Below are 12,342 nucleotides of genomic sequence, written 5' to 3'. Positions count from 1 at the left end.
TTTAGTTCTGTTTTTCTTTTCTTTTATCCTCGGCAAAAGTCACTTTCAGGTTCCTTCCATCGACAGGCTGGCCGTTCATTTGGGTGACGGCTTCTTCTGCTTCTTCTGGATTGGCATAAGTGATGAAAGCAAACCCTCTAAAATTTCCAGTTTCCCTGTCATGAATCATTTTCAGATCTTGAATCACTCCGTAAACGGAGAATATCTGGCGTATATTTTCTTCCTTAAGGGTAAATTTTAAATTTCCCACATAAATTTTCTTAGAAATCATTCCTGTCCTCGTAAAACCAATTGCACGCACCCAAGCGACTTGGGAACCGGGATGATTAGATACAATTGAAAGAAAATGTCAACATCAAATATTTCTTGCATATTCTGAAAGATCACAATTATTTAAGACTCTTCTCCAGGTACCCCTTTGAACGAAAAACCCTATATCTTATGCATTGATGATGAATTCTTCATCCTTTGGAATCTAAAGGAACAATTGAAAAAAGTCTTTGGATCTAATTTCACCATTGAAACTGCGGAAAGTGCGGAAACGGCAAAGGAAATAATGAAAGAAATTGAGGGAAGTTCCGCAGACCTAGCTGTCGTCATCTGCGACCACGTGATGCCTGGCCAAAAAGGAGACGAATTTCTCATCGAGATGCAGGAAACTCATCCACGAACCAAAAAAATTATGCTCACAGGCCAAGCTCCTGCACAGGCCATTGGAAACGCACTCAACCACGGTTGTCTCTACCGGTACCTTTCCAAACCTTGGGATGCACATGACTTAGAACTCACCATCAAACAGGCCATTGATGCTTATTTCCAAGAAAAATCCCTTGAAGAAAAAAACAAAGAACTCGCCGATACCCTTTACTTTCATAGAGATTCAAAATATCCTAATTTCGAATCTTTAGTCCAACAGTTAAAAACAGAAAGGTCTCCGGCAAACGAACATTCGATGATACTGATAAAAATTGTCAGTTTTCCGAACATCATCAAAACCTTTGGAATTGAAGTTTACAGAAAATTATTTAGAAAATTGTTACAACTGCTTTCGGTTCACTTACAGAATGAAGAAAAGGTTTTTCATATCTATTCAGATGAAATCGCAGTACTCTCTAATTTATCCGAACAAGCGTTAGTAGAAAAGATTAGAAGTTTTCGCCTTTTATTGAAATCAGACGATTTGATTTTAGATGGCGTTGGGTTTCACTTAGACTGCCGGTATTCTTCTGCTTCAGGCAGGGAGGATTGTTATTACAAAGCAAAATTAGCATTGTTTCGTGCAGAAACACAAAGTTCGTCTGATTTTGTTTCATACACAGAAGATCTTTCCACAGACCATCATTTGCAAAACTTCCAACGCAGTCAAAAAATTCAAACAGCTATTACGAACAAACAGATCATACCCTACTTTCAAGGTATTATTGATAACCAAACAAAACAAATTCGAAAATTTGAATGTTTGGCTCGGATCAAAGATAGGGATGCCATTCTCACTCCCGATGTATTCTTAAAATTAGCAAAAGTGACCGGAAGCATTCGTATGATTGGCTTACAAATGATTGATGAATCAATGAACTACTTTTCTGACAAACCCTTCGATTTTTCCATCAACCTCACAGAATCAGAATTAGAATATAAAAGTTTTAGCAAATGGGTAGAAGCAAGACTTTCCCACTATCGAATTGATCCCAACCGAGTCACTTTTGAAATTTTGGAAGATGTAAGTTTTTCTGAAAATAGGAATAGTCTCTCTACCATCCGAGACTTAAAAACCATTGGTTGCCAAATTGCCATCGATGATTTCGGAGTCCAATATTCAAACTTGGCGCGTTTATTGGAATTTGACCCTGATTATTTAAAGATTGATGGTCAGTTCATTCGAAATTTACCAGAAAATAAAACTGCTTACTTACTTGTACAAGGGATCGTGGAACTGGCAAGAGGAATTGGTGCAAAAGTTGTGGCTGAGTTTGTAGATCGTCCCGCCATCCAAGATATGATTGAAACTTTAGGGATTGAGTATTCCCAAGGATATTTATTTATGAAACCATCCCCTACCATCCCTACCGAAGCCAACTTACAGTTATGAGTTGAAACCGAATTCGATCGACTTTTTTCTGCTGATTTATGTTTTCATTCAATATCAAAATAAAAGGAAATTCAAATCACTGAAGTTGCACTATATTGGAATAATTTAAAGTATTTATGGACTGCCTGGACAAAACTTTATTAAAAGAAATAAAAAAAAGCTCAGGGGAAATGAAGATTTAATTCATTTTGAATCAGTGGAAATCACCCTTCCATTCCAAACTCGGAGCAAGTTGGGTGATGAAATTTTGATCTGAGTGCTTACTGAGTAGGAACTCCAGGAATTTCTTTTTTCTTTTTTTCCTTAGAGAGCAAACCTTTCAGTTTTTCCTGTGTAGCCGGGTCTTGGAGTTTTTCCTTTCCCATTTGGATGGCTTTTTGGCCTTCTTCAGAATTTGCCTTTTCGATGATTTTGTCCATAAGGCCTGGTTCTTCAGATGCTCCTTCGTTTGCTTGCGAACTAGCGCAACTGAGGGAAAGGGAAAGGATGGTTGCTAAGATGAGTGTTTGTTTCATATCTGGTTTCCGTAACAGAAAGGATAATAGTTCCGAAAATTCAATCCGTCAATGGAAAAACAAAATCGTTTGTAGAAAACAGACCTCGTTATAAAACAAGGCCTGGAATCGAAACGATAATCAATTATAAGGATCTTTCATGGACCAAAAATCTCTGGATCAGGATTCAGCACAACTAGCAGCACTCGGACTCAAATCTGAATTTGAACGCAGTATGAGTTTTTGGGAAAACTTTTCTCTTGGTTTTACTTACCTTTCTCCCGTTGTGGGAGTGTATTCCGTATTTGCCCTAGCCATCCAAGCAGGGGGACCTCCCATGATTTGGAACTACCTCCTTGTTGGTTTTGGCCAATTTTTAGTTTGTTTGGTATTTGGTGAAATTGTCTCACAATACCCAATCTCTGGAGGGATCTATCCGTGGTCTCTTCGTTTGGTGGGAGAACGATGGGCTTGGATGTCAGCATGGGTCTATGCTTGGGCTCTCTTCACTACTGTCGCAGCTGTTGCCGTAGGAGGTGCTCCATTTCTAAGTCAACTCATCGGGATCGAGTTTGGTAATTCTGGTTTTATTTGGATTGCAATCGCAATGATCATCATCTCTACCGTTCTCAATTTAAGTGGGACCAGACTTCTTGCTCAGGTTGCTTTTTTTGGTTTTTTATGTGAACTAATCGGAGCTGTTGCTGTTGGTGGTTACCTTTTATTTTTTGCAAAAGTAAATTCAATATCCATTCTCTGGAATACTTTTTCCTTTGGGGAAGGAATGAATTATTTTCCTGCCTTTCTTGCATCTTCAGTAGCTGCGATGTTTTGTTATTATGGATTTGAAGCTTGCGGTGATGTTGCGGAAGAAACACCAAATGCCGGTTCTGCGATACCAAAATCAATGCGTATGACCATTTACATTGGCGGTGGGGCCGCCACTTTTGTTTGTTTGGCGCTCCTCCTTGCCCTCCCCAATGTAGAAAAAGCAATCTCAGGCGAAGACCCTGATCCTGTCACAACGACCCTTATGGGTGCGATGGGACAAACAGGATACCGAATGGTAATTGCAGTGGTCATGGTTTCCTTTTTATCTTGTCTTCTCAGTTTACAGGCAGCAGCCAGTAGACTTTTATTTTCCTTTGCACGCGATGGGATGATCTTTGGAAGCAAACACCTAAACCATCTTTCAAAATCTGGAAAAGTTCCAGTGAATGCTCTGATCGTTACGGGCCTCATTCCTATTGTTATCGCAAGTATAGGGCACTGGTTACAAGATGCTGTCACAACGATCATTAGTTTTGCATCTGCGGGAATCTATGTTGCCTTTCAGATGGTAGTTGTTGCAGCTTTGTATGCTAGATCCAAAGGATGGAAACCATCGGGATCGTTTCGTTTAGGGAAACTTGGATTTTTCATCAACTCCTTGGCATTATTCTACGGAATCACAGCAGTTGCGAATATGATTTGGCCGAGAACACCTGAAGAACCCTGGTACATCAATTATGGAATGATTTTTACATCCTTAGTTGTGATTTGTTCCGGAATTCTTTATCTCTTTATTGCCAAACCTCATTTACAAAGAAAAACTTCTTAAAACTATATGTTTTGTCAATTTCCAAGTTTGGGATTAGGTATTTTCCTTTTCCCAAACTTGGAACTCCCCACCAGAAATCTCTTCATTTAAAACCAATCGAAATCCTGGCAAAAAACTACCACCAAATCCATGAAAGGTGATAAGTTTTGATTTTGGTTTTAGTAAAAAAAGAATTTCTTTAAAAGTTTGTAGGTCTTTTAAGAATTGATTTGCCGATTTATTCTTTTTTAAATCAATCGAATGACTCCCTTTAATGGTTTCATATAAAGGATTAAAACAATAATAATGCGAATGTCCATAAGGAAAATGGGTTAAAAAATTTGCCTTTTGAAATTGAACCCTAGATACTCCCCAATGTTTTTTTAGACCTTCTGAAACCGAAAGAAGTTCTTCTCTATCTTCTAATCCGAATATATCAATGGAATCGGAAAATAGAAGCGAAAGATAAATGCAGAACTTTCCAACTCCCGAACCTAGATCCACAACCGATGTTACGCCGTCGGAGGAAAGATACTTCCACGTTCTTTCAATCACAGAAATAGGAGTCCACTGGAATGGAGAGAGAGACTGTAATGGTGAAGGAAGTAAAGAATCCCAGCACTCATCTGTCATTGTATCCCCTACGATGATTTTCCTCTCGTGATTGAAAAATTGGTTTCTCATTTCTTTATGCTGTGTTACAAGTTTTGGTTATGGACCAAAAGATTCAATATTTGAACCAAATGATCGAAATCATTGATAACAAAGTAACGATTTTTAAGAAAAACAAGTCCAAATTACCACAAGCCGCTTACGCTGCAGAAAAACAAGTTCTCACTCGCACCATAGAAGATACGATCAAACTAGCTGAAGAAATTAAACCCGTTCCCTTTTCTCTCATTAATGATTTAAAATCTTTGATCAAACAATTATAAAGAAATTTTTCTTTTTTTATTCTTTTGCAAGTAACTCTCGGAACTGATTCACTCTCCTTCGGTTGGCAAAAATATCCCAAAGACCCAAAATGGATTGTGAGCGAACTTGGGCTTCTTGTTTATCTTCTGGAAAATATATTTCCACTCGATCAGGAAATCGAAAAACCTTTGTAAAAAAAATTACACGAATGTATTCCCCTTCCTTCTCTTCTTTAATCCAAATATTTTCTGATTCATGGAAATACTTCGCAATTCTTTGATAGGCTACCTGACGGGATGTAGTATATGTAATTGGATCTACTTTATGAATAAAATTGTACTCCATACTTTGACTCGAAACGCAGTTAGGTGAAGGAGGACATCCTCGAAGTTCCCCTTCGTCAACACCGGAAAGTGGACTGAGAACACTCATACAACAAATAAAGAAAACAGTTAATGCAGATTCCATATTTTCCAAAAATCAGAACTGTCTTTTTTTTACTTGCAGAAATTGTATTTATCCTGTTTTTTATGTGCTCATGAAACGAACCATTAAATACACTATTTCGGGATTGATTTTCATAATCATTTTACTCTTTGCCATTTCGTATTATTTCTCAAGTTTAGTTCTATATCCTAAGGTCAATTGTAAGATAGACCATCATGTATATTGCCAAGGCCCGAAAGAATTAGGTTTGGAATATGAAGAAGTTCAATTTGAAACCTCAGACAAATTGAACCTTGTTAGTTACTGGATACCCGCCAAACAAAACAAACGTTCCATTATCATGGTCCATGGGCACGGGGGACAAAGGAACGAAGGACTTCGATTTGCAAAAAGTCTACATGAAACTGGTTATAATTTACTTTTACTTAGTTTACGTCGTAATCATGGTGGATTTGCGTCCATGGGATTTCACGAACAAAAGGATGTAGAAGCAGCACTAAACTTTTTAAAATCGAAGGGTTTCCAAAAAATAGGAATCTTTGGATTCTCTATGGGTTCAGCGACAAGTATCATTGCAATGGCAGAACATCCAGAAATCCAAGCCGGTATTTTTAGCAGTGGGTATGGAAGTGCGATCGATGTCCTTGTGGAATCGGCAAAACGTGATTTTGGAATTCCTTATTACCCACTCATTCCAGTTGTTAAACTTGCGTTAAATCTACGTGGTAATATGGATATAGATTCGGTAAGGCCCATAGATCACATTGCATCCATTAGTCCTAGGCCCATTGCTATCTTTCATTGCACAAAGGATGATTACGTCGATTACCATCATGCCAAAGATTTGTTTGCAAAGGCAGGAGAGCCTAAATCTCTTTGGTCTCCAGAATGCAATCGGCACGAACGTCTTTGGAATTTTTCGCCAAAGGAAGCAGAATCGAGAGCCCTCGGATTTTTTCAGAAGTATTTGAAATAGGTTTTCGATTTGGTTCGATTCAAAATATTCAATTCATAATCAGACTTTATGTCCGCACAAATTGAATATCTCTTAAAGAATTCCCATCTGCCCGGGCCACGGGGAAATTTGGAACTTCTTTATTCATTTTCAAAAACCGCATCTGCAAAGGATATATCTGAATGTTTATCTTATTGTTATGATGATTTGCAGAATTCTCCTGAAGAATTTGTAGTTATGTGTGGAATCGTTGGATTTTGTATAACAAACAATCAAAATATAAGAAAGACACTCTCTACCATTAAAAAATATGCATCTCATAGTAGCTGGAGAATTAGAGAATCTGTTGCAATCGGTATCCAGGAAATTACAGGATACAATAGTCAAGAAATACTGAAAAACTTAAAACTTTGGATGGATGGAAATGATTTAGAAAAAAGAGCTATTGTGGCAGCCTTATGTGAACCAAAACTCCTAATAGAAAAATCTTTTATCCTGGAGTTATTAGAAATTCTTAAACAGATTACTATGTCCTTTTCTAAGATCGAAGGAAAACTATCGGAAAGCCAAAAATCCTTACGAAAAACACTTGGGTATGGATGGAGTGTTGCGATTGTTTCTCTTCCAAAGGAAGGGAAATCCAGTTTTGAAAAAATTGCAAAAATTAAGAATAAACAGATCCAATGGATTGTGAAAGAAAACTTAAAGAAAAATAGATTAAAAGTGCTGGATAAAAAATGGGTGGAATCCCGACTAAATAAGACCATTTAATACGAATTATTCGTTAAAAAATTAAGACGCAGATATTTATTCCCAAAGATAGACTCAGATTTTTCTGAATACCCATAAAAGATTTGATCATCAATTCAAAAGTGTACTGATTCCTTAATTCGCTTACCTCTATCAACATATTGTAGCGATAAATCAAAGTAGTTACCAACTAGATTTTTAGAAATCCAACAAATCAATTTGGCAGGATACTCCAAGACAACCAATTCATTCTGAAGATGGAACATTGATGTAACATTATAATAAAAAGTTTTGCGCTTAGAAAACTTCTGATCTTTGCGGGAGTCGACTTGAAGGGATTGTATAACCACTGCTCGAAGGCCCACTAGGTCTTTAGCACACACTAACCCACTTAGAAGCTCCCTCAGACCCCGCAAAAATAAACCATTCAGAAATTACACAAACCCCCTCAAAGCTTCTCCAGAACTCGACAAAATCTATGCCACAAAAACCTTAACGATACTTTCCAAATTATTTCCTAAGTCCTGCAATTGTCCTAACCCCAATTTAGTTTTCCACAAATTCAAAAACAGACCTACAATGGCAAGATGTAGTAACTGTTACAAACAGGTTAGTATAACAGCTAACACCCCTTTAGATAGATTCAAATTACCCCTATCCTATTTTTCATATATCCTAGAAAATCAAATTCTAAGTTACCCTAAGTCTTACACTTCTAGCGAGATTTCCAGAAAGTTAAATTTACCGTATAAGGCTAGTTATAGACTCAAAAGACGAATTCAAATCTTTTGTTCGCTACTTAATGATAAACTAAGGGAACAAATGTATCGGGAACTAGATGAACATTATAAGAAAAATCCAATCACACTTCCAAAGGAAGGAAGTTATAAAGAAATAGCTAAGGAAAACCCTGTTTGCGTAGCAGATTCAGTGATTTTGTTCAGTTCAAGTTTGAGAGCAAACTCTTTCCGTTCTAGAAGATATAACACTGGAACAAGTTCAATATATCTTTCCAATTCTGTAAGAAACGGAGAGCAAATGGGAATTTTGTGCCATACTACTGGAGTTGTCGGCAAGTGGACATTCTATGAGTCCTTACCATTAGCTAACAGTTATTATCTTCAAAAAGATTTAGAATCCAAAATTCCTAAGAGTGCAATTCTTTGGACAGATCAAGGTTATGAATTTTTGTGGGATTATAAAAATCATAAATCTGTGAACCATTCGAAGCGAAGTAATGATCCTAGATACAATATGTCTAGGGAAAGGTGGATTACTAAGCAAGGTGTCACTAGTAATAGTGCTGAAGCAAAGAACGCACTTATTAAGGGAAGCTTTAAGGCTTATCAATATATAACCCCACGCCTCTCAAAATTGTATATGGATGAGTTCTCTTTTCTTTCTAACGTGAGGTTTGCAGAACACTTGAGAGAGCTTCTAATTGGGTCTAGTGTGTGTGAAGGAGATAAGTTTTATTCACCATACTTAATAACAAAAAAATTTCAAATTTCAGATTTTATCTACGTTCCTTTAACATTAGAAGAACGAACTAAACTTAAAAATAGAAAACTTATAAACCAATACAAAGAGGAAGACGTATCAAAATATAACAAAGATTATAGATCGGCAATACTCCAGAACGATTATTACTGGAAATTTTTCAATGAAAAAGATAGAATGAAAAATGAAATCGAATACAATCACAGAGCATTCAGGATATATAACACAATAGAAACTAGAAAATGGTGTGATGTGGATTCATTATCTCGGGAACTCGAATTAGATAAACGTGAGGTATCATTCATCATTAGAAAATGGAGTGAATATGGAATAGCTGAAATCATAGAACGAAAAGAAAGATATAGGAAAGTTATAAAATTCAAAGTTAAGAATGTAAAATTATATTATCTAATATATTCGAATATAAAGGAAGGAAACTAAAATGGAAAAATTTAAACTCAGAGCTGGACATATAAGAACCTTACTACATGAACAAAGCTTTAAATGTTATGTTTCAGGAATGGAACTCAATTATGATAACATTGAAATAGAACACATTATTCCCCTAACTATGGGAGGTGAACATTCCTTTGAAAACTTGTGTCTCGTGGATCGGTCTCTAAAAGAATTGAAACGATTTAAGACTAAGGAAGAAATCATAGAACTATGTAAGTTAATTTTAGCCAATGAACTACAATTATCAAATCATTAAATCTATTATAGTCAACTTAGAGAACAGAGTATTAACCCATGAGCTGGAGGAGGTTTACGTTTCCCCCAACTCTTGGAGGAAATCTGTTTATAGGTTATGTAGGAAAAATTTTGAAAAACAGGAAAGGAATAGAATGTCCTATCAAAGTTTCAAAATCAAAAACAATTCTTATTTCAGGGAAGCGGAAAAAGGGAAATGGAACAGGAAAATTAGCACATTGACAGCCTCGAATTTTTCCCTAGTAAATGATGATGAGGATATAATTCAAAAGATGATTTTGAAACTGGAAAGGAAAAGATTGGATACTTCTAGGCAGTTATCCGACCCATTGCCATTATCTAGGCTCATAGAAAATTTTAACCGTCGGAAAACCGATGTTACTAGTGATGAGTGGGACATTCCAATTCTACACCTTGTAAAAAAATGTAATTGGAGAAATTTTTAACCTAACTTCCCAGAATGTGTGGTATGTCGCCTTATGTCGCTCTGTTAATGGTTGACAGAGCCGTTAGGTGATATATAATCAGGCAAAATAAAAGAGGTATACTATGGGTGAAATAATACCAGATTACGTAACAACTCCAGATAAAAATAGTCAGCTAGGTGTTCTCCATATTTTTGATAATAAGGCTGAAAAAGAATCTGGTACATTACCAGTCAAGGCACTATGTGGAAGAGAAATAAGTGTAGATAAAACCAAGGACAAAATACATTTCTATAAATCTGATTTGATTGATTTTCTCAGAACGCAATTGAATTCGAACAGAAAAATTTGTATACAATGCGTTCATGAAATAGATAGAAAATTTATTGAGAATACAGAAGACTCCAAGCTTATATATCTAGGATCTGAATAAATTTTTCTGGAAATCCACTTACTTAAAATCGGCAAAGAGTCCCACCTCTTCAATCTAATTGAGGAGGGTCGGCTCCAGTCTTATTGCGGGCTACATTCCGTCCCCGACTACTCCAAAAAAAACCTTAAAAATATATTCTACAACAAAATAGAACTAGTTGCCTACACAGGCAACCTAACAGGTATTTTTTGCGACATTTGTAGAGCCAAGTTAAACCGACTTTCGTAAAAAAAATTTATTAACTACAATTTCGGGATTTCAGGAAACGAGTCATTTGTGGTGTGGTTTCTTGGGCATTAAAATTAATTTGAATTATAAAAAAAATTCTAGTTTTCCCTCAAATAAGAGCGGACTATGTCACCAAGGCCACAAAAGAGATGGTCTCAAATTTATTGTATAAGGGGGAGTAAAAAATGGATTCTCAATTCAGAACTGAGCTGAAACGACTTAAACCAGAAAAGCTAGTCGATTTCGCTACAAAATTCTTAACTTTGATAATCCTAATCCTAAATAATTGTTAAAACTATTTAGAACTAGGAAAAGTTTTAATCCTTCAGAATCAGCTACTTTCGACGGAAACTGGTTCTGGGGGGTTTACACCTTTGAATGTATCGCAATGTTAATTTCCGTCAACTGTTTTATGTAGAAATTTAATAGACAAATAATTACCTGAAAAGGGTCGGCTCTTGATCTAAATCCTGTTCTGTAGTGTCATCGGGCATGAATTGAGTTATCATATCGGTAACATCTTTCCTATTTGAGATTTTAGGATCTATCCAACTTCGTGCAAATTCATTCCGCATTAACACGGGTTGTCTATGTTTGTTATCTCCTGAATTATGAATAGTTTTCATCTTTTCATTTGCGGATTGAGTCAAAATAGTGATCCAACGTTTCCCGTCCTCTACTCCCCATATCCCAGCGAATAAAGAATCTGTATTTTTGAAAGTAATCTCATACTTATGTTTTTTTCCGTTTGGTTGCTCTTGCCATTCAAAAAAAGACTTAACGGGTATTAGTATTCTATTGTGAATATAATGTTTCCAAACGGTAGAATCAAATAGTTTCTCTGATTGCGTATTCATTATAGGTCTTTTTGACCATGATGGTTTGAATCCCCATGCGTCTTCTGTAGCGATAATTTGACCGTCCAGCATTGAGAAAGATTGTATTATGTCGGTCGGCTTCTTAACTACGGTCTTAAAATCAATCTCCAGGTTCTCCCACATTTTTCTTTTCCAAGCGAAATCCTCCTCGGAAAACTCTACAGTGATATACCGTTGAGTTCCATCGGGGTTTGTGATTAGTTTGTGGTTGAACTGGTTACACATGACTGTGAATTCTATCTGTAACCCGTCCGAACGTCAACCGTAATTAAATTTGAATCCATTACCTATAGATTTCGCTAGTTTGAATTCATCATAATTAGATTCGCATATATCAAAATATCTTAACTGATTCCGTTCACTAGGTGTTAGATCCTTCCACTCCTTATTCGAAACTAAAGAATTCGTCTTGATTTCGTCATAATACCCATCTACCAGTTCCATTAATCGTCCCATTACAGAACCTCCGAATACTTTGGAAATTCTTCTGCTAACCGTCTATAGATCTTAATTAGGTTGTCATGTTGTCCAGGGATAAGATGAGTTATCTCGCTAGGCGGGAACGTAGATAATATGTCATTCATATTGACAAATCCGTAGTAGTAATCTGTCAAGAGCTCTTCAATGTTCAAGAGGTTCCCGTCCTCCATATCAATTTGGAACTCTCTCCAATCCTTTTCTAGAAATTCAGTATCGAATTCCCCTCTACTGAATCGTAATGTGTGACTAAGCTCTCGCATATATCACCTCCATTTATTCGTCAGAGATGCTATGGGTTATTCACTTGTCAACAAAATAAACACTAACAGATGTTAGAATATTTTTACTTGACAAATTCATTTATTAAATATGTCACAAAGTCATTCTTAATTGATTTGAAGGAACTTCATGAAGAGTCTTACTTTTTTTTAAATCAATATAACATTTTTATTATTATT

Annotated in this window: 14 protein-coding genes; 9 read left to right on the top strand and 5 right to left on the bottom strand. The window is 36.3% G+C overall.

Features of this window, described 5'->3' with window-relative positions; translation table 11 throughout:
• Nucleotide 1: 1 nt before the first annotated feature.
• Complete coding sequence (locus CLV96_RS01595) at nucleotides 2-271, bottom strand: RNA recognition motif domain-containing protein (protein WP_004788998.1); 270 nt, start codon at nucleotides 269-271, stop codon at nucleotides 2-4.
• Between the two features lie 147 nt (nucleotides 272-418).
• On the opposite strand from CLV96_RS01595, the gene CLV96_RS01590 reads away from it, so the two are divergent.
• Nucleotides 419-2,089, top strand: coding sequence for an EAL domain-containing response regulator (locus tag CLV96_RS01590; protein WP_004788432.1), 1,671 nt, complete (start codon nucleotides 419-421; stop codon nucleotides 2,087-2,089).
• A gap of 260 nt (nucleotides 2,090-2,349) precedes the next feature.
• On the opposite strand, the gene CLV96_RS01585 is transcribed toward CLV96_RS01590, so the two are convergent.
• On the bottom strand, nucleotides 2,350-2,604 hold the full coding sequence (locus CLV96_RS01585) for a hypothetical protein (protein WP_004788631.1): 255 nt from the start codon (nucleotides 2,602-2,604) through the stop codon (nucleotides 2,350-2,352).
• 139 nt (nucleotides 2,605-2,743) lie between these two features.
• Between CLV96_RS01585 and CLV96_RS01580 the strand changes: the two genes are divergently transcribed.
• Nucleotides 2,744-4,183 carry an APC family permease gene (locus CLV96_RS01580; protein ID WP_004788487.1) on the top strand — a complete coding sequence of 480 codons (1,440 nt, stop codon included), beginning with the start codon at nucleotides 2,744-2,746 and terminating at the stop codon, nucleotides 4,181-4,183.
• Between the two features lie 33 nt (nucleotides 4,184-4,216).
• On the opposite strand, the gene CLV96_RS01575 is transcribed toward CLV96_RS01580, so the two are convergent.
• Nucleotides 4,217-4,846 (bottom strand): methyltransferase domain-containing protein, encoded by a 630-nt coding sequence (locus tag CLV96_RS01575; RefSeq protein WP_004788567.1) that lies wholly within the window; start codon nucleotides 4,844-4,846, stop codon nucleotides 4,217-4,219.
• 29 nt (nucleotides 4,847-4,875) lie between these two features.
• Here CLV96_RS01575 and CLV96_RS01570 point away from each other — a divergent pair, with 29 nt between their 5' ends.
• Nucleotides 4,876-5,097 carry a hypothetical protein gene (locus tag CLV96_RS01570; protein WP_004788665.1) on the top strand — a complete coding sequence of 74 codons (222 nt, stop codon included), beginning with the start codon at nucleotides 4,876-4,878 and terminating at the stop codon, nucleotides 5,095-5,097.
• A gap of 16 nt (nucleotides 5,098-5,113) precedes the next feature.
• On the opposite strand, the gene CLV96_RS01565 is transcribed toward CLV96_RS01570, so the two are convergent.
• Nucleotides 5,114-5,545, bottom strand: coding sequence for a DUF1499 domain-containing protein (locus CLV96_RS01565; RefSeq protein WP_004788810.1), 432 nt, complete (start codon nucleotides 5,543-5,545; stop codon nucleotides 5,114-5,116).
• A gap of 70 nt (nucleotides 5,546-5,615) precedes the next feature.
• Here CLV96_RS01565 and CLV96_RS01560 point away from each other — a divergent pair, with 70 nt between their 5' ends.
• The 6 genes from CLV96_RS01560 to CLV96_RS01540 all read left to right on the top strand — a co-directional run bounded on the left by CLV96_RS01560 (nucleotide 5,616) and on the right by CLV96_RS01540 (nucleotide 10,298).
• Nucleotides 5,616-6,500, top strand: coding sequence for an alpha/beta hydrolase (locus CLV96_RS01560; protein WP_004788880.1), 885 nt, complete (start codon nucleotides 5,616-5,618; stop codon nucleotides 6,498-6,500).
• A 48-nt stretch (nucleotides 6,501-6,548) separates the two neighbouring features.
• A complete protein-coding gene (locus CLV96_RS01555) occupies nucleotides 6,549-7,250 on the top strand; it encodes a hypothetical protein (protein WP_004788708.1) in 702 nt (233 codons plus the stop codon).
• 801 nt (nucleotides 7,251-8,051) lie between these two features.
• Nucleotides 8,052-9,170: a hypothetical protein gene (locus tag CLV96_RS01550; RefSeq protein WP_134151827.1), complete on the top strand. Its 1,119-nt coding sequence runs from the start codon at nucleotides 8,052-8,054 to the stop codon at nucleotides 9,168-9,170.
• Nucleotide 9,171: 1 nt separating this feature from the next.
• Nucleotides 9,172-9,441 carry an HNH endonuclease gene (locus CLV96_RS01545; RefSeq protein ID WP_004788430.1) on the top strand — a complete coding sequence of 90 codons (270 nt, stop codon included), beginning with the start codon at nucleotides 9,172-9,174 and terminating at the stop codon, nucleotides 9,439-9,441.
• Nucleotides 9,416-9,886: a hypothetical protein gene (locus CLV96_RS19780; protein WP_040917676.1), complete on the top strand. Its 471-nt coding sequence runs from the start codon at nucleotides 9,416-9,418 to the stop codon at nucleotides 9,884-9,886. The genes CLV96_RS01545 and CLV96_RS19780 overlap by 26 nt, the downstream gene beginning before the upstream one ends.
• Before the next feature lie 103 nt (nucleotides 9,887-9,989).
• Nucleotides 9,990-10,298, top strand: coding sequence for a hypothetical protein (locus CLV96_RS01540; RefSeq protein WP_040917678.1), 309 nt, complete (start codon nucleotides 9,990-9,992; stop codon nucleotides 10,296-10,298).
• A gap of 665 nt (nucleotides 10,299-10,963) precedes the next feature.
• On the opposite strand, the gene CLV96_RS01535 is transcribed toward CLV96_RS01540, so the two are convergent.
• A complete protein-coding gene (locus tag CLV96_RS01535) occupies nucleotides 10,964-11,527 on the bottom strand; it encodes an SOS response-associated peptidase family protein (protein WP_134151825.1) in 564 nt (187 codons plus the stop codon).
• Nucleotides 11,528-12,342: the final 815 nt, after the last annotated feature.

This window comes from Leptospira meyeri, from assembly GCF_004368965.1.
GTDB lineage: Bacteria > Spirochaetota > Leptospiria > Leptospirales > Leptospiraceae > Leptospira_A > Leptospira_A meyeri.
The sequence above is the reverse complement of the archived record's forward strand: the minus strand, read 5'-3'. Positions and strand labels throughout refer to the sequence as shown.